Annotated in this window: 18 protein-coding genes and 1 riboswitch; of the genes, 17 read left to right on the top strand and 1 reads right to left on the bottom strand. The window is 70.3% G+C overall.

What is annotated here, in order from left to right:
* The first annotated feature begins 100 nt into the window (after window positions 1–100).
* Window positions 101–1,492 carry a dihydrolipoyl dehydrogenase gene (lpdA, locus tag VE326_03180; GenBank protein ID HYJ32200.1) on the top strand — a complete coding sequence of 464 codons (1,392 nt, stop codon included), beginning with the start codon at window positions 101–103 and terminating at the stop codon, window positions 1,490–1,492.
* The gene (gene lipA, locus VE326_03175) at window positions 1,485–2,537 is read left to right on the top strand and encodes a lipoyl synthase (protein ID HYJ32199.1); all 1,053 of its coding nucleotides are present in this window, start codon (window positions 1,485–1,487) and stop codon (window positions 2,535–2,537) included. The genes lpdA and lipA overlap by 8 nt, the downstream gene beginning before the upstream one ends.
* A gap of 279 nt (window positions 2,538–2,816) precedes the next feature.
* On the opposite strand, the gene mgtE is transcribed toward lipA, so the two are convergent.
* The gene (gene mgtE / locus VE326_03170; GenBank protein HYJ32198.1) at window positions 2,817–4,154 is read right to left on the bottom strand and encodes a magnesium transporter; all 1,338 of its coding nucleotides are present in this window, start codon (window positions 4,152–4,154) and stop codon (window positions 2,817–2,819) included.
* 192 nt (window positions 4,155–4,346) lie between these two features.
* Between mgtE and VE326_03165 the strand changes: the two genes are divergently transcribed.
* The 15 genes from VE326_03165 to VE326_03095 all read left to right on the top strand — a co-directional run bounded on the left by VE326_03165 (window position 4,347) and on the right by VE326_03095 (window position 24,661).
* Window positions 4,347–5,768, top strand: a complete 1,422-nt coding sequence (locus VE326_03165; protein HYJ32197.1) for a sigma-54 dependent transcriptional regulator — start codon at window positions 4,347–4,349, stop codon at window positions 5,766–5,768.
* 545 nt (window positions 5,769–6,313) lie between these two features.
* Window positions 6,314–9,286 carry a peptidyl-prolyl cis-trans isomerase gene (locus VE326_03160; protein HYJ32196.1) on the top strand — a complete coding sequence of 991 codons (2,973 nt, stop codon included), beginning with the start codon at window positions 6,314–6,316 and terminating at the stop codon, window positions 9,284–9,286.
* A 64-nt stretch (window positions 9,287–9,350) separates the two neighbouring features.
* Window positions 9,351–10,040 carry a DNA repair protein RadC gene (gene radC / locus VE326_03155; GenBank protein HYJ32195.1) on the top strand — a complete coding sequence of 230 codons (690 nt, stop codon included), beginning with the start codon at window positions 9,351–9,353 and terminating at the stop codon, window positions 10,038–10,040.
* Window positions 10,033–11,031, top strand: coding sequence for a tetratricopeptide repeat protein (locus VE326_03150; GenBank protein ID HYJ32194.1), 999 nt, complete (start codon window positions 10,033–10,035; stop codon window positions 11,029–11,031). The genes radC and VE326_03150 overlap by 8 nt, the downstream gene beginning before the upstream one ends.
* A 91-nt stretch (window positions 11,032–11,122) precedes the next feature.
* On the top strand, window positions 11,123–13,903 hold the full coding sequence (locus VE326_03145) for a hypothetical protein (GenBank protein HYJ32193.1): 2,781 nt from the start codon (window positions 11,123–11,125) through the stop codon (window positions 13,901–13,903).
* 50 nt (window positions 13,904–13,953) lie between these two features.
* Window positions 13,954–14,082, top strand: a riboswitch (FMN riboswitch).
* A gap of 168 nt (window positions 14,083–14,250) precedes the next feature.
* The gene (gene ribD / locus VE326_03140; protein HYJ32192.1) at window positions 14,251–15,381 is read left to right on the top strand and encodes a bifunctional diaminohydroxyphosphoribosylaminopyrimidine deaminase/5-amino-6-(5-phosphoribosylamino)uracil reductase RibD; all 1,131 of its coding nucleotides are present in this window, start codon (window positions 14,251–14,253) and stop codon (window positions 15,379–15,381) included.
* Entirely contained in the window at window positions 15,374–15,973 is a 600-nt protein-coding gene (locus VE326_03135) for a riboflavin synthase (GenBank protein HYJ32191.1), read from the top strand. Before ribD ends, VE326_03135 begins: the two co-directional genes overlap by 8 nt.
* A gap of 37 nt (window positions 15,974–16,010) precedes the next feature.
* Window positions 16,011–17,351: a bifunctional 3,4-dihydroxy-2-butanone-4-phosphate synthase/GTP cyclohydrolase II gene (locus VE326_03130; protein ID HYJ32190.1), complete on the top strand. Its 1,341-nt coding sequence runs from the start codon at window positions 16,011–16,013 to the stop codon at window positions 17,349–17,351.
* Window positions 17,348–17,917, top strand: coding sequence for a 6,7-dimethyl-8-ribityllumazine synthase (gene ribH, locus VE326_03125; protein ID HYJ32189.1), 570 nt, complete (start codon window positions 17,348–17,350; stop codon window positions 17,915–17,917). The genes VE326_03130 and ribH overlap by 4 nt, the downstream gene beginning before the upstream one ends.
* Window positions 17,914–18,330, top strand: coding sequence for a transcription antitermination factor NusB (nusB, locus tag VE326_03120; protein ID HYJ32188.1), 417 nt, complete (start codon window positions 17,914–17,916; stop codon window positions 18,328–18,330). The genes ribH and nusB overlap by 4 nt, the downstream gene beginning before the upstream one ends.
* Window positions 18,327–19,052, top strand: coding sequence for a metallophosphoesterase family protein (locus VE326_03115; GenBank protein ID HYJ32187.1), 726 nt, complete (start codon window positions 18,327–18,329; stop codon window positions 19,050–19,052). The genes nusB and VE326_03115 overlap by 4 nt, the downstream gene beginning before the upstream one ends.
* 92 nt (window positions 19,053–19,144) lie before the next feature.
* Window positions 19,145–19,852 carry a class I SAM-dependent methyltransferase gene (locus tag VE326_03110; GenBank protein ID HYJ32186.1) on the top strand — a complete coding sequence of 236 codons (708 nt, stop codon included), beginning with the start codon at window positions 19,145–19,147 and terminating at the stop codon, window positions 19,850–19,852.
* Window positions 19,849–20,961, top strand: coding sequence for a glycosyltransferase family 4 protein (locus VE326_03105; protein ID HYJ32185.1), 1,113 nt, complete (start codon window positions 19,849–19,851; stop codon window positions 20,959–20,961). The genes VE326_03110 and VE326_03105 overlap by 4 nt, the downstream gene beginning before the upstream one ends.
* On the top strand, window positions 20,958–22,034 hold the full coding sequence (locus tag VE326_03100; GenBank protein HYJ32184.1) for a lysylphosphatidylglycerol synthase transmembrane domain-containing protein: 1,077 nt from the start codon (window positions 20,958–20,960) through the stop codon (window positions 22,032–22,034). The genes VE326_03105 and VE326_03100 overlap by 4 nt, the downstream gene beginning before the upstream one ends.
* On the top strand, window positions 22,031–24,661 hold the full coding sequence (locus tag VE326_03095) for a DUF2723 domain-containing protein (protein ID HYJ32183.1): 2,631 nt from the start codon (window positions 22,031–22,033) through the stop codon (window positions 24,659–24,661). The genes VE326_03100 and VE326_03095 overlap by 4 nt, the downstream gene beginning before the upstream one ends.
* The last annotated feature ends 2 nt before the right edge of the window (window positions 24,662–24,663 follow it).

Here is a 24,663-nt window from a genome sequence, read left to right as displayed (position 1 = left end):
CGACCGAGAACAATTCGACCACGGTCTTCCCGATTCCGATCGATCTCTTCGAGCCGATCCTCAAGGCGCGGGCCGCGGCGCTGACCGCGGGACCCCGCACGTGAGTCGATCCCGGTACGACGTCGCCATTCTCGGCGCCGGGCCGGGGGGCTACGTGGCCGCCATCCGCGCGGGGCAGCTCGGGCTGAAGACGGCGCTGATCGAGAGGGACCGGCCGGGTGGCACCTGCCTGCACTGGGGTTGCATCCCGACCAAGGCCCTGATCGAGACTGCGGAGGTGCTGCTCCTCTGCCGGCGCGCCGGGGAATTCGGCGTGCGCGTGGCTGAGGCGACGCTGGACCTCAAGGCCGCGCAGGAGCGGAAGGAGCGGGTGGTCCGGAAGAACTTCATGGGCACCGAGGCCCTGCTGCGGAAGAACCGGGTCGAAACGATCAAGGGCGCGGGGACCCTGGTCGCGGCGGACCGGGTCCGGATCGAGGGCGACGGCGCCGGGGAGATCGAGGCCGGCGCCGTGATCGTCGCGACCGGCTCCGTCGTCGGATCGCTGCCGATCGCGCCGTTGGATCACCGGGTGGTGCTCTCGAGCGACGACGTGCTCGGGCTCGACCGCGTGCCCGAGTCGATGCTGGTGATCGGCGCCGGCGCGGTCGGCGTCGAGTTCGCTTCGATCTACCATACGTTCGGAACCAAGGTGACCCTGGTGGAGCGGGAATCGCGGCTGATGCCGCTGGAGGACGCGGAGATCTCCGAAGCCCTGCTTCGCTCCTTCCGGCGCCAGGGCATGGAGGTGTTCGTGGGCGCGGAGCTGAATCCCGTGCGCGTCGAGGGCAACGGCGCGTGGGTCGAGGTCCGGGCGCACGACGCGGCGCGCCGGTTCCGCGTGGAGCGCGTCCTGATGGCGGCGGGCCGGCGGCCCGCGACGGAGGGGATCGGACTCGAGGCGATCGGCGTCGCCATGGACGGCGGCTACGTGAACGTGGACTGCCTGCAGCGGACGAACGTGGGCGGCGTGTACGCGATCGGAGACGTCACGAAGAGCGCCGCGCTCGCGCACGTGGCCTCGCACGAGGGGATCACCGCCGTCGAGGCGATCGCGGGAAAAAGACCCCATCGCGTGAACCACCACGCCATCCCAAGCTGCACCTACTGCCACCCGCAGGTCGCGAGCGTCGGGATGACCGAGGCGCAGGCGCGCGCGGCGGGACGGCAGGTGCGCGTGGGGAAGTTCCCGTTCACCGCCAGCTCGAAGGCCAGTATCCTCGGGGAAGGGGACGGCTTCGTGAAAGCCGTCGCGGACGCCGCGACCGGCGAGATCCTGGGCGTCCACATCATCGGCGTCCAGGCCACCGAGCAGATCGCGGAATCGGTCGTCGCGCGGCACTTCGAGGCGACCGCGGAAGAGCTGGCCAACGTCGTGCACGCGCACCCGACGCTGTCCGAGGCGACGATGGAGGCGATGTTTGGAACCGAGGGACGGGCGATCCATGTCTGAGATCCGTCGCGAGGAAGGGAGTGGCGCTGCGAGCGTCCCGGGGCCGATCGCTTCGGACGTGCCGCGCCATCCGATCTCCGGCACGGCCATCTCGCTGACGCTCCCCTCCGACCGGCGCGTCCAGGCCGGCGAGAAGCGGAAGCCACTGCGCCCGTACGAGCGCCAGAGCGGCGAGCCGCTCCCCGTGCGCCGGCCGGACTGGCTCCGCGCGCGCATTCCGACGGGCCGGAACTATCTCGAAACCAAGTCGATCCTCCGGACGCTCGATCTGCACACCGTGTGCGAGAGCGCGAACTGCCCGAACATCGGCGACTGCTTCTCGCGGCACACCGCGACGTTCCTGATCCTGGGCAACGTCTGCACGCGCTCCTGCCCCTTCTGCGATATTCGAAATGGGAAGCCGCTTCCCGTGGACCCCGAAGAGCCCGCGCGCGTCGCCGACGCCTCGCGGCGGCTCGGGCTCCATTACATCGTGGTCACGTCGGTGAATCGCGACGAGCTGCCGGACGGCGGTGCCGCGCACTTCGCCGAGACGATCCGCGCGATTCACGGAGCGATTCCCGGGGCGCGTGTCGAGGTGCTGATTCCCGACTTCCTCGGCGACGAGGACGCGCTGCGCACCGTGCTCGACGCCAGGCCGGACGTCCTGAATCACAACATGGAAACGGTGAAGCGGCTGTACAAGCGGGTGCGCCCCGCGGGCCGCTACGAGCGCTCGCTGCAGCTGTTGAAGAACGTGGCGACCTGGACCCCGGGCATCCCCGCGAAGTCGGGGGTGATGGTCGGCGTGGGGGAGACGCAGGAAGAAGTCGACGAATTGCTGCGCGACCTGCATGACCACGGCGTCTCGATGGTCACCGTGGGGCAGTACCTCCCGCCGTCAGGATCGCACCTGCCGCTGGAGCGTTACGTCCACCCCGACGAATTCCGCCACTACCGCGAGTACGGCCTGTCCCTCGGCATCCGCCAGGTCGCGTCCGGTCCCCTCGTTCGTTCCAGCTTCCACGCCGAGGAACAGGCGGGAGAAACCGTCTTCGTTCCGTAGGTTGCCGGCAGCGGTCCGGAGCGCCCCGACGAGCCGCGTGTCGACGCAATTCCCATTCAGACCGATCCGGCGCAAGTTAATATATACGTGAACATGCCCCGGGGCATGTCCGTTCTCGCCGGGATCAACGCGCGCTGAGATGGTGTCTTCGCTTGATGACGAGTGACGTCCATTTCACGCGCGCCAGCGCGGGTAACGGACCTTGACGCTTCCGTGGACGGTCAGCGCTTCCCAGCCGAGTGAACATGCCCCAGGGCATGTTGCGCATCGTGGTCCGGCTTAGAGAAGCACGCCCCCCAGGAACACCCGCGCCGCCGAGAAGTAGATGATCAGCCCGGTCACGTCGACGAGGGTCGCGACGAACGGTGCCGATGCGGTCGCGGGGTCGAGGCCCAGGCGCCGGAGGATGAAGGGGAGCATCGAGCCCACCAGAGTTCCCCACATCACCACGCCGACCAGGCTCACGGCAACCGTCAGCGCGATGAGCATATGGTGCTCGCCATACGAGTGGAAGATCGCCTGCCATACCATGATGCGAACGATTCCGATCACGGCGAGAATGGTGCCGAGCCCAAGCCCCGAAAGGATCTCGCGCCGCATCACGTGCCACCAGTCGCGCAGCCGCACCTCGCCGAGCGACATGGCGCGGATCACCAGGGTCGTGGCCTGCCCTCCGGAGTTGCCGCCGCTCGAGATCACGAGCGGAACGAACAGCGCGAGCACCACGGCACGCGCGATCTCTTGCTCGAAGTAGCCCATCGTGGCGGCCGTCATGCTCTCGCCCAGGAAGAGGACCGAGAGCCAACCCGCCCGCTTGATGATCATCTCCTTCACGCTGAGGCGCAGGTAGGGCTCGTCGAAGGCCGCGGTACCGCCGATTTTCTGGATGTCCTCCGTGGCCTCCTCGCGCACCACGTCCACGATGTCGTCGAGGGTGACGATCCCCTTCATGTGGCCCTCGGCGTCGACGACGGGGATGGAGATGAGGCGGCTCTCGGAGAAGAGCCGGCTCAGCTCCTCCTGGTCCATCGACTCGGGAGCCGTGACCAGCTCGGTTCGCATGACGTCCTGCACCTGCTGCTCGGGGCGCGCGAGGAAGAGCTCGCGGTAGGAGACGACGCCCATCAGTTTCTGATCCGGTCCGAGCACATAGGCGTAGGGCAGCGACACGGTCTGCTCGCTGGCTTGCCGGCGCAGATAGGTGAGGGCCTCGTCCGCGCTCATCTCGGGGCGCACGCGTGCGTAGCGCGGGTTCATCAGCCCGCCGGCGTCGTCCTCGGCGTAGGCGAGCAGGGCGTGCACGTCCTTGCGCGTGGGTTCGTCGAGGAGCTGGAGGAGCGCCTCGCGGTGCTCCGACCCGGCCTCCTGGATCAGGTCGGCCGCGTCGTCGGGCGGGAGGAGCCGCACCCACGAGCGGCGCTCCGGCGCGGGCAGGGCCAGGACCAGCTCGGTCTGGTCGCGGGCGGAGAGCTCGAGGAAGAGGTCCTCGGCCTCCGGTCGGGGCAATGCGCGGAAGCTCTCGATCCGGTCCTCGGGGACCAGGAGATTCCAGACTTCCCGGAGGTCTTCGACCGAAAGTCTCTCGGCGACTTCGGAATCGGAATCGGGCGGTGCCATGCGATCGCCTCCGTGGGTGCCGGGCTTCGCGGCAGCCGGGCTCGTCCTCGAGTGGCGCCCATCCTAGTGGAAGGCTCCGGGAGCGGGCAACCGAAGCATCGACCCCGCATCGTTTTTCTTCCCTCATGGCGCGACTCGGATACAATGCGGCGCATGGCGGCTCGCCCCACGGAAGGGCGGTGACGCGGCCTCATGGCGCGACACAGGCCCACCATGCTCGTCGTGGATGACGATCCCGGCTCCTCGGGACTCCTCCGCGACATCTTCCAGCAGGAAGGCTACGAGGTGACGCTCGCGGCCCGCGGGGAAGAAGCGCTCGCCCTCGCTCCCGCCCGCCCCTTCGACGTCGCGCTCTGCGACGTGCAGCTTCCCGACATGGACGGCATCGAGCTCCTGCGCCGCATCCGCCGCGAGATGCCCGGAGCCGCGGTCATCATGGTGACCGCCTTCGGCACCTATGAGACCGCGATCAAGGCGCTCCACGAGGGCGCCTTCGACTACGTGCGGAAGCCGTTCACGCTCCAGGAAGTCCGTCTCACCGTGGAGCGCGCCATGGAGCGCCGCCGGCTCCAGAGGAGTGCCGCGGCCGCGGGCACGGCCGCCGCCGAGAGCACGGAAGCGCGCCCGATCATCGGCCGGAATCCGGCCATGGTGGAGCTGTTCAAGCTGGTCTCCCGCGTGGCCGCGACCAAGTCGAGCGTGCTGATCCAGGGGGACAGCGGCACCGGGAAGGAGCTGATCGCCCGGACGATCCACCAGGGAAGCCCGCGGTCGGCGCGCCCGTTCGTCGCGGTGAACGTGACGAGCCTCTCCGAAGCGCTCCTGGAATCGGAGCTCTTTGGACACGTCAAAGGCGCCTTCACGGGCGCGATCGAGCGCCGCCCCGGACTCTTCGTCGAGGCGAACCACGGCACGATCTTCCTGGACGAAATCGGAGACATGTCGCTCCCGATGCAGGCGAAGCTGCTCCGCGTGCTCCAGGAGCACGAGCTGAAGCCGGTGGGATCGAACGAGACCATTCCGGTGGACGTGCGCATGGTGACGGCGACCCATCAAGACCTGGACGCGCTGGTGCGCGCCGGACGATTCCGCGAGGACCTCTACTACCGCCTGAACGTGGTCACGCTGCGCGTGCCGCGCCTGGCCGAGCGCCCGGAGGACATTCCGCTCCTGGCCGAGCACTTCCTCCGCCGCTTCGGCGCGCTCTCCAACCGTCCGCTCCTGGGATTCTCGGCTTCGGCCATGATGGCGCTGCAGGCCTACGCCTGGCCGGGCAATGTGCGGGAGCTGGAGAACGTCGTGGACCGGGCCGTGGCGCTCGCGCCCGGGTCGATCGTGGAGCTGACCGATCTCCCCGATAAGCTGATCGTGCACGCCCGCACCGGCAGCCGGGACAGCCAGGGCCGGAGTGTGGAGATCAAGCGGGCCACCCTGGACGAGACGATCCAGGAGTACGTGCTTCAGGTGCTTGAAGAGGTCGGCGGCAACAAGACCGAGGCCGCGCGGGTGCTCGGCGTTCCACGCCGGACACTCTACCGCATGCTGGACCGCTACGGCGCGGTCCGGTCCCGCAGATCAAAGGTGAGACGGGACGCCCCGTCTGTGTCTAACTGACCCATATCTCATAAATACCTATTTACAAATGATATAGCCCCATATTGTGCCTCTCGATGTGCCATCCCGTCCCACAGGTGCAGTACTAAACCTAACCGGCGTCTACGCGGTCACCCTGGCACACTCATGAGTCATACTACGTAGTACCAAGACGTTACATCAATGCAACGCCGACCGACCGGGGCCGCTCCGGAGCATGGCACGGTGGGTGCCATAGGCGAATTCGCCAGGGGAGTCTTGGACTCTCTCGGGCCCTCGGACTGAAGCTCGACGTGTTGGGGCAAGGGTCCTCGCCTCACGAGTCACGCAAGAACGCTCGTGAAGGCCAGGAAAGCGGTGAAGGGGAGAGTTGCCGGCGCGTGGGAAGGCACGGCACTCCGATCGAGCGTGGTTCCGGGGGACCGAGAGGGTAGAACAGGCCCTCGGTTGTGACGGCAGACTCGCGAACGATAAGCCCCCCACACTTCGCGAGAGCCGCCCGCCGAGGGCCTGATTTCGTTTCTCTCGTGGACATGCTCCTCCGCGGTTTCTAGACTCAATCTCTCGTGAACATCCGCTCCATTCCTTCCCGATTCGCGCGCCTCCGTCCGACGCTGCTCGCGGTACCGGTGCTTGCCGTCGCGGTCGCCGCCCTTTCGGCGCCCGTGGCATCTCCGCGCGCTCCCGCCGCCAGACCGTCCCCCCGGCCGGGCGTCGACCTCCTCGGCGTCGTGGACGGCGTTCCCCTCCTTCAGAGCGAGTGGGATCGCCTCGCCGCGCCCTATTTCCAGGAGGTCGAGGCCAAGGCCGGGCGGAAGCTGACCGACGACGAGAAGCGCCAGCTCCGGAAGAACCTCCTCGACGAGCTGATCCGCGAGCGGCTGTGGCTGGCCGACGCCCATCGCCGCGGCATGAGGGTGAACGAGGACGTCGTGGACGCGCGCATGAAGGCGAACGCCTTCTTCAAGGTGAACGGGAAGGTGGACGAGGCGAAGTTCCTCGCCTTCAAGCGCTCGCCGACGTCGAATTACGCGCTGCTGCGCGATCAGGTCGCGATGGGGATCCTCCTCGAGGATTACTCGCGGTGGATGGAGCGGCGGTTCGGACCCCGCGAGCCCGAAGTGCGAAAGGCCTACCAGGATCTGGCGAGCCAGGCCACGGTGCGCTACTTCGTGCTGGGTCCGGAGGCCGTGTCGCTGGAGCCCGAGGCCGAAGCCAGGCAGATCCGCGCCTACTACGACGCGCACCAGCAGGAGTTCGAGACCCCCGATTCCGCCTGGATCCAGTACGTGCGGGTTCCGATCGAGGCGGCCTCCGGCGATTCGGCGAAGGATGCCGCCGTCACGAGTGCCCAGAAGGCCGCGAGCGATCTCGTCGGAGCGATGCAGTCCGGGGCGCCCGTCGAGACGGCGGCCAAGGTCTACGGCGGACTCCATGACACGGGCTGGTTCCGCCTCTCCGATCCGATTCGGGGGCTCGGGCGCTCCGAGGTGATCCAGGACGCCATCCGCGCCGCCGCTCCCGGCACCTGGATCAAGACGCCGATCCGGGCCGGGGCCCACTACGTCGTGATCCGCCTGGTGGACCGGCGCGCCGCGCGCATCCAGAGCTTCCGCGAGGTGGCCGGACAGGCGAAGCGGCGCGCCGACGCGCAAGTCCGCGAGGGGCTGGCCGATTCGCTTGGCCGGGAGGAGCTCCGCCTGCATCCGCAGACGTACGCCGTGCCCCGCCTGACCGCCACCGTGATCGCGCGCTCGTCGGCCGAGATCGACACGGGCGCCGCTCCCACGGCCAAGGAGATCGAGAAGCTCCTCGAGAAGCGGCGGAAGGCGGCCAAGATCAAGAAGTCCAACCGGGCGTGGCTCGATTCGCTGGCCGCGGCCCTGCCGGCCGAGGTGCGAAAGCAGCGGCGCGACGAGGCGATCCAGCGCGTCTTCCGCGGGACGATGGCGGGGCTCCGTAGCGGCGCCCCCGGCCCGCGCGTTGCGAACGAGACGGGCGGCGTCGCGCAGGCGGTGGATCTCTACCGCGGCCAGCCGATCGAAGAGCCGATCCTCCTCGAGGGCTCGTTCCTCGATTCCCTCTATACGATGCGGCCCGGCGCGATCGTCGGCCCGCGGGCGGCGCACGATTCGCTGTTCGTGGTGCGCGTGGACCGGATCGATCCCGGGTTCGTGCCGCCCTACGAGGCCGTGCGCCAAGCGGCGAGCTCGAACGCCGAGATGGTCAAGCGGTGGGCGCTGGAGAAGGAGGCCGAGAGCTACTACGAAGCCCACAAAGAGGACTTCAAGACGAAGCCGGAGTGGGTTTTCGACTACGTCTATTTCAAGCGGGCGCACCCCGACAGCGTGCCGGTCCCCGACAGCGCGATCACGGCCTACTACCACGAGCGTCCGCTCGAGTTCACCACGCCGGCCACGGCGAAGCCCCGGATCATCCTCTTCCAGTACCGGCCGTCCGACGGTCCCGAGGCGCGCGAGAAAGCGCTCCAGCGGGCAAACGCGGCGCACGACCGGATCGCAAAGGGGGAGGACTTCGCCGCGGTGGCGAAGGAGGTCTCGGATGACCGCGAGAGCGGCGAGCAGGGCGGCCTCATCGGCGACGTGACCAAGAGCCGCCTCATGAAGGAGCTGGCCGACGTCATCTTCACGATCCCGGTCGGCCAGCTGAGCGACGTGATCGAGGCGCGCAACGCGTTCCACCTGATCAAGGTGGACGAGCGCACCGGGGACACGCTCCGGCCGCTGTCCGACGCTCGCGCCGAGATCCAGACCGTGCTGGGACAGCCCGTGGCCGATTCGCTCGCCTTCCTCGCGGCGAAGAATTTCATCGACTCCCTCGAAGCCGGGGCCTCGTTCGATTCGCTGGCCGCCGCGCGCGGTGGTGCTGTGCGCAGCGGCCCGACCCAGGCCGGCGAGGCGCTGCCCGGGATCGGTCCCTTCGAGACCGTGGCCACGGCGATCGGCGGGATCGCCGACGGCGCCACGACGCCCGAGCCGGTCCAGGTGGGCGAGGGATACCTGGTCGCGCGCCGCGTCCGGGAGGTCGAGCCGGCCCCCGCGCCGTTCACGGAGGTCAAGGAGCGCGCGATCGCCGAGTACCAGATGGCGCAGCGACGCGCCCTGGCCGACTCGGTCGACCAGAAGCTCCGCGAAGCGGTCGGGCGCGGCGAGAACGTCGAGGCGCTCTTCGACGGCATGGGCGGGATGCGGATGAGCCGGCCCTTCGCGCGCTCCGGCCCCATTCCCGACTTCAAGGATCGCGACCCCCGCGTGGCGAGCGACTCGGTCCTGCTCGAGCGGATCTTCGCGAGCCGCCCCGGCAAGGTGCTTCCCCCCGTGAAGAGCTCGATGGGGACGATCTACATGATCGTGGAGAGCGTCACGGTGCCGCCCCCGGTGGACTTCGCGCGCCACCGCGACGAGGTCTGGCGCGACATCGTGGATCGGCGCATCGAGGCCTGGACGGCGCGGCTCCGCTCCCGCGCCCAGGTTGTTCTGTACCGGAAAGATCTGAAGTCCCTTCTCGCCGCCGGCTGATCCGTTCTAGGATCATGGCTCCTCGAGCTTCGCCGTGCCCCGGCTCCCTCGTCAGGAGGAAGCCTTGGAGCCGGAGCGACGTCTGGAACTTCACGAGATCGACCCCGCGGACCGTCCGCGCGAGCGCTTGCTCGAGCTGGGCGCCGGCGTCCTCACCGACGCCGAGCTGATCGCGGTCCTTTTGGGAACGGGGAGCGCCGGCACGCCGGCGCTCGCGGCGGCGGCCCGGGTCACCGGTGCGGTCAACGTGCGGCGGCTCCATCAGGCCGCGCCCGAGGATCTGCTCACGATCCGGGGCGTGGGACGGGCCCGGGCGGCGCAGCTCCTCGCGGCGGCCGAATTGGGCCGCAGGCTCTGGCCCGACGGGGACACGACGCCCCTCGTGCGCGGCCCCGAGAGCGTCTACGAGCTGACGCGTGACATTCGCGCGATGAACCGGGAGCACTTCGTGGGCTTCTACCTGAACTCCCGAAACCAGGTCCTCCGGCGCGAGATCATCTCGATCGGGAGCCTGAACGCGAGCATCGTCCACCCGCGCGAGGTCTTCCTGCCGGCCGTGGCGATGTCCGCGGCGAGCGTGGTGCTCGCGCACAACCACCCCTCGGGGGATCCGACCCCCAGCGAGGAGGACCTGGCCATCACGCGGCGGCTCCTGGAAGCGGGGCGGATCCTGGGCATCGACCTGCTCGACCACGTCGTCGTCGCGCGGGAGAGCTACGCCAGCTTCAAGGAGCGGAGGCTCCTGCGTGGCTGAGCGCGCGGTGCTCTGGGCCGTGGCGCTGGCCCTTCTCGCGGCCGGCTGCTCCGGCGCGCGCGGGCCCTCGGTCCATCCCGGCGCGGCGTCCTCGTCCGACCCCGCCGCCCTGATCGCCGAGGCCGACACCGCGATCGCGGCCGCGGACGCGGCGACCGCGCGGCGCGCGCTCGACCGCGCGCTCGCGCTGGCGCCCGAGAGCGCGCCGGTCCACCTGGCCCGGGGGAGGTTCTTCACCGCGATCCGCCGCTACCGGGACGCCAAGGCGGAGCTGGACCGCGCGGCCGCGCTCGATCCCCGAAGCCCGGAGCCTTTCTACCTGCTCGGCGTCGCCTACTTGGCGGACGGGCAGAAGGAGCCCGCGCGCTCTTCCTTCGCGCGGGCGCTCGAGCTGGATCCGGGGCATGCCCGCGCGCGCGAGGCGCTCGCCGGACTGCTCGAGGGAAGCTACGTGGCGGCGGGCATCCCCGGCGACTACACCAAGCTGGGCGGCCACTCCACGGTTTCGCGCGGCGAGCTGGGCGTGATCCTGGCCGTCGAGCTCGGTGCCGACCCCGATCGCGCCGCCTGGCGGTCCGACGAAGTCCAGCGGCTCAACTGGCCGGAGCTGGATCAGGCCTGGGGCGCGCGATGGCTCCGCGCCTCCGTGGTGCGGCACTGGATCGAGGCGTTCCCGGACGGCTCGCTCCATCTGGACGATCCGATGACCCGCGGACAGCTCGCGCTGATCCTCGCGCGGCTGGGAACCGAGGCCGGCCGGGGAAAGGGATCGCGGGGAGGCGCCCCGGACACGGTGTTCGCCGACATGGGCGCGCGGCACTACCTGGCGCGAGCCGCGGCGGAGGCCGTTCGGCTCGGACTTCCGCTCCGGGAAGGGAAGTTCGAGCCGCTCGCCGCGGCCACGGGGGACGAGGCGCTCCGGTCGGTTCGCGGGCTCGCGCGTCTCCTGGGGGCCGTGCCGGTCGTGCGGGCGGAGCCGGGCACCGGCTGATATCTGAGGCGGGCGCAGGACTTGGAGCGGCGCGCCCCGCAGCGCCCGGTTCCCTCGGAACCGGCCGCTCCGAAGATGGTAAAATGAACGGGTGACCCGTCCTTCGGCCGTCAGCATCTTGCGTTTCCGCACCGCGATCGTCTCGGCCGCGCTGGGCCTTCTTGGGCTCGTTTCCGCCTCTCCGGCCGGGGCGGCCTTGGCGCTCGCCCAGCGGGCCCCGGCGCGCAGCACGGGCGACGTCGCCCCCGTCTCGATCGCCCGCGCGTCGCTCGCTCCCGCGCTCAGCACCACCGACACGGTCACGGTCTACCACGCCGATTTCGAGAGCTTCTCCAGTCCCGGCAACGAGGGCGGATGGACCCACGTGGACAAGTCGGGCACCCCGACGGCGTGGCACATCGCTCCGACGGTGGCCTGCCAGGGGAATGCCTTCTGGGCCGGGCTCATCGATTCTTCCTGGACCGGCGACCCCGACCGGCACGGCTACGACAACAGCTGGGTCCAGGCGCTGACGAATTACGTCGATCTGACGGGGGCCAGCTCGCCGGTCAAGCTCGGCTTCAAGCACCGCCTGAATCTGGAGCCCGGCTTCGATTTCGGATACGTCCAGGTGAATGATCCCGTGGCCGACGACTGGGTCACCCTCGCGTCGTTCACGGGAAAGATTCCCAACTCCGGCGTCTGCGACACGTTCAGCGTCCAGATCCCCGACTCGATCATCGCCAAGGGGCCGGCCGTCCGGTTCCGCTTCCTGCTGACGACCGACGTCCAGGGGAGCTCGGCCGACGGGCTCTACCCGGACGGAGAAGGATGGTCGGTCGACAACGTGACCGTGAGGGCGGGGGCGGCCGACCTGCGCTTCTTCGACGACATGGAGGCGGGGACCGGCACCTGGAGCGTCTCCACCTTTCCGTCCGTGGGTGATTTCTGGAGAGTGACCAATGCCGGGAACACCCAACAGCTCTGCAATTCCAACACGTCGAAAGCCTGGACTCCGATCGAGCCGCTCACCGGCAACCTGGTCCCGCGCATCGACGACCAGCTGATCTCCCCGCGCGTCGCCACCAACGGCGCCGACCAGGTGTTCCTCGCCTTCGACGTCTACCGGAACCTGCCCTTCGGCGGGTGCTTCTACTACGGCCTGGGGGTGCGCTCGAAGCAGCCGGGGCTGGCCTGGTCGAACTGGAGCGATCCGACGGGACTGCTCTATTACGGCAGTGAGAACGAGTGGCTGCGGCAGAGCGTGCCTCTGGCGAGCGCGGCCGGGGCGGAATCGGTGCAGGTGCGCCTGGAGATCAAGGACTACGCGGCGGTCTTCTGCGACGGCGTCTCCTCGGCGCCCGGAACGCTGCTCTATATCGACAACCTGGACATCCGGGTGCTCGGGCAGGCCGGACCCTCGCTGGCCACCTCGGAATCGAGCCTGATGAACGATACGTTCAAGACCACCGCATTCCTCGGCAACGACAACTTCAACACGCCGCGCGGCGACAGCACCACCGTCCGGATCGGCGCCTCCCAGGGGCTCAAGCTGGCGCAGTTCTTCTACAGCCTGAACGGCGCCCCCTTCACGGCGACGCCGCTCCTTCCGGTGGGCGCGGCGGCTCCCGACATCTACTACGGCGACGTGCCGGCGGCCGCCTACCCGCGCGGGACGCAGCTCCGCTACTACTTCAGCGCCACCGACTCGGCCAATGCCGTGATCACGCTTCCGGTCGACGCCGGGAGCGGGCACTACTTCACGGCCAGCATCCTTCCCGGCGCCTTCACCCCGACCGGAGCCTGCCCGACCGACAGCGCGCGCGTGCTCTACGTGAACGCGTTCGCCGGGCCCGACGCCACGACCGGCGTGGACCAGGCGCTGGCGGCGCTCGGCGTGCGCTACGACCGTTTCGACGTGAATGCCGCCACGGCCGGCCTCGGCAACACGCCGGGAGGCGGCGATCCCGCCAACAACGGCGTGCTCTGGCCGGGCGTGAGCGCGGCATCGCTCGCCACGATGTACTCGGCGATCCTCTGGGACGTGGGGGAGCGCTCCCAGCTGACCTTGAGCGCCCAGGACCAGGCGCTTCTCAGCTCCTGGCTCGGGACGAGCGGGAAGAACCGGGGGCTGATCCTGGCCGGGGACAATCTCGCCTACGACCTGACGACGAACGGGGCCGACACGGGGACCTTCCTCGCGTGCACCGTGGGCGCGACCTTCGGACGCGACGTCTGGGAGACGTCGCCCCAGGACTCGCTCCTGCCCACGCTGACGGGCGCATCGGGGACGAGGATCGCCTCGGAGCCCTTCCCGTTGAACGGCGGTTGTCCCACGCTGAACCGCTTCGACGCCCTCTCCGTATCGACCTGCGCCGGAGCGAGCGGCCGGGCCTGGCTGCGCTATCCGAACACCATGATGGCGGGGACGGAGCGGCGCGCGGCCCTGGCCGGCACCGACAGCGCGCGCGTCGTGATGCTCGGCTTCTCCCTGGCCGAAATGCCGAACGCGGCGCGCCGGAATCTCCTCCTCTGGCGCACCCTGGTCGAGGAGATGGAGACGCCGTACTGCACCACCCCGACTTCCGTGGAGCTGAGCGAGGGTGCGCCGGCCGCGCCCGATCGCATCGAGGCGCCGGCGCCGAACCCCTTCAACCCCTCCACCCTGATCCGCTTCACGGTGGGACGCCCCGGCCGTGTCCGCGTCGCCGTCTACAACGTGGCCGGGGCGCGCGTGCGCGTCCTCGTCGACGCTCCGCTTCCACCCGGAGAGCACGCGGTGCGCTGGGACGGCAAGGACGACCGCGGTCGCGACGTCGGGAGCGCGGCCTACTTCATCCACATGGACACCGCCGAGGGGTCGCGGTCGCGCAAGGCCGTCCTCCTGCGCTAGACCCGGGGGGGTTGCGCCGGGCGCCCCCAAGCCCTATTCTCCTTCCAGCAGACATCCTTCGGGGCGGGGTGAAAGTCCCCACCGGCGGTCATAGCCCGCGAGCCCGGGGCCAAGGTCCAGGGCAGGATCCGGCGCGATTCCGGAGCCGACAGTCACAGTCTGGATGGGAGAAGGATGATCGTAGGATGGGTCCGCCGTTTCCTGGCGCCATGGCCCTTCCGGCCGCCCCGCGGGTGTCTGCCTGCGGGGTTTTTTCATTGAGCCTTTCATCGCCGATACGAACGAACGAGGTCCCGAAAGGGCCGGGGGCGGATGACGCGCGCCCGAGCGCCGCGGAGGACCGCGCCATGGCGGAGGCCATCCGCTGGGCACGCCGGGGCATCGGCACCACCCACCCCAATCCGCGCGTGGGCGCGGTCGTGCTCCGCGGCGGCTCCGTCGTCGCGCGCGGGTGGCACGAGCGCGCCGGCGAGGCGCACGCCGAGACGCGGGCCCTCCTCGAGGCGGGACCGGACGCCGCCGGCGCCACCCTGGTGGTCACCCTGGAGCCCTGCGCGCACGTGGGTCGAACGCCGCCCTGCGTGGACGCGATCCGCGAGGCGAAGATCCATCGCGTGGTGGTCGGGATGCTCGACCCGAACCCGCTCGTGGACGGGAAGGGGGTCGAGGCGCTCCGCCGCGCGGGCATCGACGTGGCGCTCGGCCTTCGCGCGGAGGAATGCCGCGCGCTCAACCCGCCCTACCTCAAGTGGCGCGCCACGGGGCTTCCCTGGGTCACCCTCAAGTCGATGGTCTCCCTGGACGGAAGGGTCGCCGCCGCCAGCGGCGAGTCCCGCGGGCTGGGCGGTCCCGAAGAGCAGCGCCTGGTGCACCGGCTGCGCGCCGAGAGCGACGCGGTGCTGATCGGCTCCGGCACGGCGCTGCGGGACGACCCGCTCCTCACGGTTCGGCTCGGCCGCGGGCGCGCGGGGGCGCAGCCCTGGCGCGTGGTGCTCGACTCGACGCTTCGCACGCCGCTCGATTCGCGGCTGGTCCGTACGGCGGCCGCGGCGCCGCTCGTGATCGCCACCTGCTCGCCCGACGCCGCGCGCGCGCGGGAGTACGAGACCCGCGGTGCCACGGTGTGGCGCTTCGACCCCGATGCGCGGGGCCGCGTGCCCGCGGGCGCGGTGCTGCGCCGCCTGGCCGACGAAGGGCGCTACGCCGTGCTCGTCGAGGGGGGGCCCACGGTGCACACCACGCTGCTGCGCGAGGGCCTTGCCGACGAGGTGGCGGTGGGGATCGCGCCGGTGCTGCTGGGCGGCGCCTCGGCGCCGACCTGGACCGCCGATCTCGGCCGGGAACGCCTCGAGGAGGCGATCGCGGTGGGCAGGCTCGCGGTGCGGCGCCTGGGGCGGGACGTCTGGCTCTCGGGTCCGATCGAGCCGCGGGCCGCATGGGGCGCGGACGCGTCGCGCGAGGAGGACGGTCATGTTTAGCGGCATCGTGGCCCTCGTCGGAACCGTGGAGCGGATCTGGAAGACGGCCGGAGGGATGGGGCTCGCGATCCGATCGGGGTTCGACCCCGACCCCGAGGCCGGGGCCAGCGTCGCCGTGAACGGCGTCTGCCTCACGGTGGAGCGCGTGCGGGACGGCGTGTTCGAGGTGACGGCCGTTCCCGAGACCGTCGCGCGCACCACGGTGGGAGCGCTCGCGGCCGGCTCCCGCGTCAATCTGGAGCGCGCGCTCCGGGTGGGGGACGAGCTGGGCGGCCACTGGGTGCAGGGGCACGTGGATGCCGTCGCGACCGTGGTCTCCGTGGAGCGCGAGAAGGACGGCGTGCGCGTGGGGATCGAGACGCCCGAACCGCTTCGGCGCCTCGTCGCGATGAAGGGCTCCATCGCGGTGGACGGCGTGAGCCTCACCGTCGCGGGACGGAACGACGCCCGCTTCGAGGTGGCGCTCATCCCCTACACGCTGGAGCACACGATCGCCTCGGGCTACGCGAAGGGAACGCGGGTGAACCTGGAAGCCGATCTGATCGCCCGCTACCTGGAGCGCCTGCTCGCGGCCGAGGCGGTGTCCCGATGAGCGTGGCGCCGATGAGCCGGAACCCAGGGAGCGCGCGATGACCCAGGCCGAACGGAGAGCCCTGCACGGCGCGGACCGCATCCATGCGGTCGGGACCGCGCTGCGCGCGATCCGGGCCGGGCGGATGGTGGTCGTCGTGGACGACGAGGACCGCGAGAACGAAGGGGACTTCGTGATGGCGGCGGAGCGCTGCACGCCCGCCGACGTGAACTTCATGACGCGCGACGCGCGCGGGCTCCTCTGCGTCTCGATGCCCGCGGAGCGTCTGGAAGCGCTGGGACTGTCGCTCATGGCGCCGATGAACACGGCGCGCTTCGCCACGCCCTTCACCGTGTCGGTCGATCTGCTCCAGGGCACGACGTCCGGATCCTCGGCGCACGACCGGGCCGCGACGATCCGCGCGCTGGCGGCGCCGCGCACGCGTCCCGAGGAGCTGGCGCGGCCGGGCCACGTCTTCCCGCTCCGCGCGTCGGGGGGCGGCGTGCTGCGGCGGCCGGGGCACACCGAGGCCGCGCTCGACCTGGCGCGGCTCGCCGGGATGAAGCCCGCCGGCGTGCTCTGCGAGATCCTCTCGGCCGACGGCCGCATGGCGCGCGGACCCGAGCTGGCGCGCCTGGCGCGGCGCCACGGCATGCCGCTCATCACGATCCGCGACCTGATCCGTTACCGCTATCTCCACGAGAGCCTGGTGGAGCGGCTCGCCGTGTCCAAGCTCCCGACCCGCTTCGGCTCCTTCCGCGTGTTCGTCTACGAGAGCCGCGTGGACGGCGATCACCACGTGGCGCTGGTCAAGGGCACGCCCGGCAAGGGGACGCCCGGCCTGATCCGCGTGCACTCGCAGTGCCTGACGGGGGACGTGTTCGGCTCGATGCGCTGCGACTGCGGCGAGCAGCTCGCCGTGGCGCTCGACCGGATCGACCGGGAGGGCTGCGGCGTGTTCCTCTACATGCGCCAGGAGGGCCGGGGGATCGGCCTCGCGAACAAGCTCAAGGCGTACGAGCTTCAAGATCTGGGGCTCGACACCGTGGACGCGAACCTCAAGCTGGGCTTCGCGGCGGACCTCCGCGATTACGGGGTCGCGGCGCAGATCCTCCGCGACCTCCGCTTCACGAAGGTCCGGCTCCTCACGAACAATCCGAAGAAGATCGAGGCGCTCCGCGATTACGGCATCGACGTGGTGGCGCGCGAGCCGATCGAGGTGCGCCCCAACGCCGTGAACGAGCGCTACCTCCTCACCAAGCGGGAGCGGCTGGGCCACCTGCTGCGCCATCCCACGCTCACGCCCGCGGCGAACGGCGCGCGGCGGGAGAACGGGGAGCCCAAGGCGGCCCGCGCCCGCCGCGAGAACGGCGCCCGCAGGGCGAGGAGCGCGCGATGACCCAGCAGGGGCGTCCCGTCCCGGGCGGCCCGGGCGGCTCGGGCCAGGATCTGGGCCCCGCGGCCGGCGCGGCGCTCCGGACGATCCGCCCCCGCTTCGTGGAAGGGCGCCTGGACGGCCGCGGACTCAAGGTCGCGATCGCCTGCGCGCGCTTCAACGAAGCCGTGTGCGAGCGCCTCCTCGAGGGGGCCCTGGTGGAGCTGGCGCGCCTGGGCGTGCGGACCGAGGAGATCGTGGTGGCGCGCGTGCCGGGCGCCTTCGAGCTTCCCGTCGCCGCGCTCCACCTGGCGCGAAGCGGCGTGGACGCCGTGGTCTGCCTGGGGGCGGTGATCCGCGGCGAGACCCCTCACTTCGATTTCGTGGCGGGTGCCGCCGCGGGCGGGATCGCGCGCGTCGCCGAGCAGACCGGCGTGCCCGCGCTCTTCGGCGTGCTCACGACCGATTCGAACGAGCAGGCCATGGAGCGCGCGGGCGGACGGCACGGCAACAAGGGCGCGGAGTGCGCGGCGGGCGCGGTCGCGATGGCCAACCTCGTGCGCTCGCTCCGGGCGGCGCGGACCCCATGAACGCGCGGCGCCTCGCGCGCGAGCTGGCCTTCCGCGCCTGTTACCAGTCCGACGTGACCGGCGAGCCGATGGACCGCTGCCTCGGCGAGATCCTGGACGAGGTGGGCCCCGCCGACGATACGCGGAGCTTCGCCGCCTCCCTGATCGAGAGCCTCTCGGCCCACGTCGCGGAAGTGGACGCCGCCGTCTCCCGCATCGCCCGGAACTGGCCGCTGGGGCGCATGGCCGCCACGGACCGTTCGGTCATCCGGGTCGCGGCGGCGGAGCTTCTCTATCACGGGGACACCCCCACGCGGGTCGCTCTCGACGAGGCGATCGAGATCGCCAAGAAATACGGCATGGATACGTCCGGATCGTTCGTGAACGGAATCCTTGACCGCATTGCCCACGAGGCGCGACCCTCCGTCGGATGAGCACCGTCCTCCTCTCCGACATCCACGCCAATCTCGAAGCGTTGCAGGCCGTGCTGGCCGCCGTCGACGCGCGGAAGCCGGACCGCATCCTCTGCCTGGGGGACGTGGTCGGCTACGGCGCGAGCCCGAACGAGTGCCTGGACCTGGTCCGCTCCCGCTGCGACGTGGTGCTGCTCGGCAACCACGACGCCGCCGCCAGCGGAGGCCCGGAGGCCGCGCGGTTCAACGTCTACGCGCGCACCGCGGCCGAGTGGACCGCCCGCACGCTGACCCGCGACAACCGCGAATATCTCCAGAAGCTCCCGCTCACCGCGCCGGGCGCGTCGTTCCTCTGCGTGCACGCTTCGCCGGCGACGCCGCGCGACTGGGAGTACCTGCTGGACCGCTTCGACGCGGAGCCGCAGTTCGCCTACTTTACCGAGCCGGTCTGCTTCATCGGCCACACGCACCAGCCCGCGGTCTTCATGGCCGACCCGGGCGGCACGCGGTCGCTCCCGGTGGGAACGCTCCGGCTCGACCCGGCGCGCCGCTACATCATCAACGTGGGCAGCGTCGGCCAGCCGCGCGACCGCGACCCCCGCGCCTGCTTCGTGGTGCTGCGCGAGGGCTCGGGCGAGCTGGAGTACGTGCGCGTCCCGTACGACATCGAGGGAGCGCAGGCCAGGATCCGCGAGGCGCACCTCCCCGAGGTGCTCGCGACGCGCCTGTCCACGGGGGAATAGCTCTCCTGCGCGCGTCCACCGAAGCCCACTGGACCCGCTTCTGGAAGGAGCGGGAGGACATCGACGCGGTCTATCCGACCGACGGCCGCGTCGTGGAACAGATCCTGGCGCAGGGCCCGGTTCGCGGCCGGCGCGTGCTCGAAGTGGGCGCCGGCTCCGGGCGCGACTCGGTGGCGCTCGCCTCCGAGGGCGCCGTGGCGTTCATCCTCGACTATTCCATGGCCTCGCTGGAGACGGCGCGCAGGGTCGCGGGCCGCCACGGCGCGGCGCCGATCCTGGTCCGCGCCGACGCCCTTCGGCTTCCGTTCCGTGACGGCGCCTTCGACGTGATCTTCCACCAGGGGCTGCTCGAGCACTTCCGCGATCCGATGCCGCTGCTTCGCGAGAACGTGCGCGCGCTGAAGGGAGAGGGGCTCCTTCTCGTGGACGTGCCGCAGCGCTGGCATCTCTACACCGCGCTCAAGCACGCGATGATCGCCACCGGCACCTGGTTCGCGGGATGGGAGACCGAGTTCACGATCGGCCAGCTGGAGCGCCTCCTCCGGGCGGCGGGCGTGCGCGTGGTGAGCCGCTACGGCGCCTGGATGGTGCCGGGGCTCTTCTATCGCTCGCTGCGGGCCGCGCTCCTCAAGCTCAAGGCGGCGCGCCTCCCGCTCGATCCGCCGCGCATCCCGCTCCTCTCCGCCGTGCTCGGGCGCTGGCGCGGTCTCTGGGAGGGAACGCCGGTCGCGTTCGCGACCTATTTCGTGATCGGCGCGCTCGGACGGAAGGATTCGGGTGCGGGCGGTGGCGCTGGTTGAACCTCCTCGCGTTCAACTGGCGCGACCCGCGGCATCCCGAGGCGGGGGGCGCGGAGCTCCACCTCTTCGAGATCCTGCGCCGCTGCGTCCGCGACGGCGACCGGGTGGTCTGGCTGGCCGAGCGCTTTCCGGGCGCGCCGGCCGAGGACCGGATCGAGGGGATCGAAATCCACCGCGCCGGCTCGTGGTACAATGCGCACCTTGCCCTGGGATCACTCTATCGCCGCCGGTTCCGAGGGGAGCGGTTTGACCTCGTCCTCGAGGACATCAACAAGGTTCCGTTCTTCACTCCGCTCTTCGCCGGTGCTCCCGTGCTCGCCGTCGTGCCGCATCTCTTCGGCTCGGCCGTCTTCCGCGAGGCCCCGCCCGCGGTGGGACTCCTGGTCTGGGCGCACGAGTCGGTGCTGCCCCTGGTCTACCGCCGCACCCCGTTCCTTGCCATCTCCGAGAGCACGCGCGACGACCTCGCGCGGCGCGGCATCGACCCCCGGCGGATTCGCGTGGTGCGCTGCGGCTTGACGCAGAACGACTACGGAGTGACCACGCCTCCCGCCGGACGCGCCGAGCCGGTGGTCGTCTTCCTGGGGCGCCTCCGCAAGTACAAGGGGGCGCAGCACGCGATCCGCGCCATGGCGGTCGTCCGGCGCGACGTGCCCGCCGCGCGCCTCGACGTGGTGGGGGACGGCCCCTACCGGAAGGACCTCGAATCCCTGGCGGCCTCACTGGGGCTGGGCGACGCCGTGCGCTTTCTCGGCGCGCTGCCGCACGCCGAGAAGGTGCGGGCCCTGAACGAGGCCCAGGTCGCGGTCTGCCCGTCGCCCAAGGAAGGTTGGGGACTCACCGTGATCGAGGCGAACGCCTGCGGCGTGCCCGTCGTGGCCAGTCGCAGCCCCGGGCTCGTGGAATCGGTGCGGGAAGGGGAGACGGGCCTCCTCGTGCCGCACGGCGACGCCGAGGCGCTGGGCGCCGCGGTGGTCCGGCTGCTCACCGACCGCTCGCTCCGACTCCGGATGGCCGAGGCCGCGCTCCGCTGGGCGCGCACCTTCGATTGGGAAGCCTGCTACCGCGAGAGCCGCCAGGTGATGGCGGAGGCGGCGGGGGCCGCGTGAGCGCGCTCTCGGCGATGGCGAAGGATCCCGCTCCGGGAGCGGCGGGCCTCGGCTCCCTCTCGCCGCGCCGGAAGGCGCTCCTCGCGGTGCTCAAGATCGCCCTCTCCCTGGCGCTCTTCGCCTACGTCGTCGCCAAGGTTTCGCCGGGGAACGTCTGGGCCACGATGCGGCCCGCCGACCCGCGTCTTCTCGCCGCCGCCGCCGGGCTCTTCCTCTTCTCCAGCCTGGTGGGAAGCTGGCTCTGGGGAAGGCTCCTGCGCGCCCAGGGGGTCCCGATCCCGTACCGCAAGGTGGCCGCGTACTATTTCGTCGGCCTCTTCTTCAACAACTTCCTCCCCTCCAACGTGGGCGGGGACATCGCGCGGATCACCGACGCCTCGAAATACTCCGACCGGGTGAGCCCGGTCTTCTCGGCCACGCTGATGGAACGCCTGATCGGGGTCGTCGCGATCGGCCTGCTGGCGGTCGTCGCGTCCTTCGGGGTGCTGCCGCGGCTGCACCTCACCGCGATCTATGTCGCGCTCGTCGCCATCTTCCTCACGTCGGTGGCCGCCTTCCTCAGCGTCTTCTCGCGCCGCGTGCTGACGGCGTTCGAATGGCCCTTCCGCGCGATCGGCGCCCGCGGGGTCGCCGACGCCCTGGGGCGCCTGCTCGACGACATGCACGGCTACCGCTCCCAGGGCGGCACGCTGCTGGCCGTGTTCCTCGCCTCGATGGTCGTCCAGGTCAGCCGCATCTACGTTCACTACCTGGTCGGCCTCTCGCTGGGAGTGCGGATCGCGGCGGGCTACTACTTCGTCTTCGTCCCGGTGCTGGCCGTCCTCGTCTCGCTGCCCATTTCCATGAACGGCCTCGGGGTCCGGGAGGGGGCGGCGGTGGTTCTGTTTCACACGGTGGGTCTCACGCGGGAGCAGTCGTTCACGATCCCGTTTCTCACGTACGTCGTCTCGGTCGTCATCAGCCTTCTCGGAGGGCTGATCTTCCTGTCGCGGCCGCCGCGACGCGCCATCGCCCAGCGCCTGGAGCGCCGGCGGGCGGAGCGCGCCGTGGCGGCGGGGGAAAGGAGAACGTGATTTCCTGGAAACGCGCGCACGCGCTGGTGGGGGCGCTGGCGTTTGGCGTTCCCCTGATCGCCTACATCCGCACCCTCACGCCCACCGTGCCGTTCTGGGATTCGGGGGAGTTCATCGCGACGTCGTACATCCTGGGGCTGCCGCATCCCCCGGGGAACCCGGTCTACACCATGCTCGGGCGGATTATGACCTTCCTGCCGATCGCGGGCGTGGCGTGGCGGGTGAACTTCATGAGCGCGCTGGCCTCGGCGCTCTGCTGCCTCTTCACCTTCCTCGTCGCGACCCGCGCCCTGGAGCGGACGTTCGGCGGGCGGCCCGCGTCGGCCGCGCAGTGGATCGCGGCGCGCGCGGGCGGACTGGTGGCGGCCTTCTTCATCGCGTTCGCCTCCAGCTTCTGGGACAGCGCCATCGAAGCCGAGGTCTACTCGCTCTCCTCGTTCATGATCGCGTTCGTGATCTGGCTCGCCTTCCGGTGGTGGGACCGGATCGGCACGGCGCGGAACGACCTGCTGCTGGTCCTGATCGCCTATCTCCTCGCGGTCTCCATCGGCGTCCACCTGGGGACGATCCTCGTCGCCCCCGGCCTGGTGCTGCTGCTCGCCATCATCCGCCCGAGCGCCATCTTCAACGGCCGCTTCTGGGCCTCGGCCGCCATCCTCGGCTTCTTCCTGATGCTCGTCGTCATGAACGAGGTGGAGGACTGGGGGATTCCGAACGGGCTGTTCCTGGTGATGCTGGCCGCGATCGTGGCCTACTACGGCCTGAACCGCGACAAGATGGTGCGCAACAACCTGGCCACCTGGTGGGTGCTCGCGATCGTGGCCGGCTTCACGGTCCAGTTCTTCCTGCTCGTCCGCAGCCAGCAGATGCCGCACATCAACGAGGGGATGCCGGCGACGCTCGAGACCTGGAAGGACTACCTGCTCCGCAAGCAGTACGGGCCGACAAACCCCTTCGTGCGCCGCGCCGACCTCTGGTACCAGATCGAGCACATGTACCTCCGGTACGTCTGGGAGCAGTTCCAGCTGGTGAGCCGCCTGGGGAGCTTCGGCGAGACGTCGCTGCCGGTCCGGCTGATCAACGCGATCCCCTACTTCCTCTTCTTCGCCGGCGGGGCATGGAACTACAAGCGGGACAAGAAGACCTTCTGGTTCTTCGCGGCCCAGCACTTCGTGATGGGCCCCATGCTCATCTTCTATCTCAACTTCACCGACCACGAGGTGCGCGAGCGCGACTACTTCTTCACGAACTCGTACCACCTGATCGCGATCTGGATGGGGATGGGCGCCACCGCCGTGCTGGCGTGGGTGCTGGATGCATTTACCTCCGAGCGAAGCTCGATGCCCTCCGCGCGAAGCGCGGAGAAAGCGACACCCGCAGGTAAAGGCGCGCCCGTCCTGGCCGGCGGAGATCTCGAGGAGACGGGCGAACGGCCGCTCCAGCCTCTCCCCCCCGGCGTCTCCACGCGCGGCGCGGTGGCCGTGGCCACCCTCAGCCTCGTGGGGATCTCGCTCCTCCCGGCCAAGGCCGGCTGGTACACCCACGACCGCTCGGGCTTCTACATCGCGCACGACTACGCCTACAACATGCTGGTCCCGCTCCAGAAGGACGCCGTGGTCTTCACGAACGGCGACAACGACACCTTCCCGCTCTGGTACATCCAGGAGGTGGAGAAGGTGCGTCCCGACGTGCGGGTCGTGAACATGAGCCTTCTCAATACGCCGTGGTACATCGCCCAGCTGCGCGACCAGGCGCCCAAAGTGCCGCTCTCCTACAACGACACCCAGCTCGCCGCGGTGCAGCCCTACCTGGACGAGAAGACCAACAACGTGGTCTGGGTGAAGGACCAGGCGTTCGCCGACATCGTGAAGACCAACGCCTGGCGGAAGCCGCTCTACCTGGCGGTGACGGTGCCCGAGCAGGAGGGGATGGACAAGCAGCTCACGTTCGAGGGGCTGGTCTTCCGCATCCAGCCGCATCCCGATCCGGTGGGGATCGACCCGAAGATGACGTACGAGAACCTGTATCACGTCTACAAGTACCGCGGCCTCCTCGACAAGAACCGCGCCTACGACCGGTCGGTCTACAAGGACGACAACGCGAACCGCCTGGTCCAGAACTACACGGCCGCGCATGTGCAGCTCGCGACCTACCTGATCCAGAACAAGCAGGCCGACCAGGCGGTGCGCATCCTCCAGGACGCGGTGAAGATCTCGCCCGACTTCTCCGGGCTGCTCGAGTACATGGGGCGGGTCTACGAAGAGGCGGGGCGGCCGGACCTGGCGCGCCGGGTCTACGAGGACGGGGTGCGGCGCTTCCCGAACGCGGCCGAGTTCCACTATCACATCGGGCTGATGCTCTTCAACGAGGGCCAGGTCGAGCCGGGCATCGCGGAGCTGCGGAAGGCGTGCGAGCTCTCGCAGCAGTTCTTCGACTGGTTCAACGCCCTCTTCGCGGCGCTCTGGAGCACCGGCCGGCGCGAGGAAGGGGTGGAGGTGCTCCGCACCTGGACGCGGGCCCATCCCGACGACCCCCAGGCCGCGGCCTATCTCCAGCGCTACGAGGATTCGCTCGGCACCGGCCGGGGCGGCGCCGCTCCGCTCCGTCTTCCGGCCGGGACGCCCTAGCG

This window comes from Candidatus Binatia bacterium, from assembly GCA_035631035.1.
Lineage (GTDB): Bacteria > Eisenbacteria > RBG-16-71-46 > SZUA-252 > SZUA-252 > DASQJL01.
The sequence above is the reverse complement of the archived record's forward strand: the minus strand, read 5'-3'. Positions and strand labels throughout refer to the sequence as shown.

Coding starts and splice junctions, on each gene's coding strand:
- lipA (HYJ32199.1), top strand. CDS start 1,485: ATGTCTGAGATCCGTCGCGAGGAAGGGAGTGGCGCTGCGAGCGTCCCG.
- mgtE (HYJ32198.1), bottom strand. CDS start 4,154: ATGGCACCGCCCGATTCCGATTCCGAAGTCGCCGAGAGACTTTCGGTC.
- VE326_03165 (HYJ32197.1), top strand. CDS start 4,347: ATGGCGCGACACAGGCCCACCATGCTCGTCGTGGATGACGATCCCGGC.
- ribD (HYJ32192.1), top strand. CDS start 14,251: ATGGCGGAGGCCATCCGCTGGGCACGCCGGGGCATCGGCACCACCCAC.
- VE326_03135 (HYJ32191.1), top strand. CDS start 15,374: ATGTTTAGCGGCATCGTGGCCCTCGTCGGAACCGTGGAGCGGATCTGG.
- VE326_03130 (HYJ32190.1), top strand. CDS start 16,011: ATGACCCAGGCCGAACGGAGAGCCCTGCACGGCGCGGACCGCATCCAT.
- ribH (HYJ32189.1), top strand. CDS start 17,348: ATGACCCAGCAGGGGCGTCCCGTCCCGGGCGGCCCGGGCGGCTCGGGC.
- nusB (HYJ32188.1), top strand. CDS start 17,914: ATGAACGCGCGGCGCCTCGCGCGCGAGCTGGCCTTCCGCGCCTGTTAC.
- VE326_03115 (HYJ32187.1), top strand. CDS start 18,327: ATGAGCACCGTCCTCCTCTCCGACATCCACGCCAATCTCGAAGCGTTG.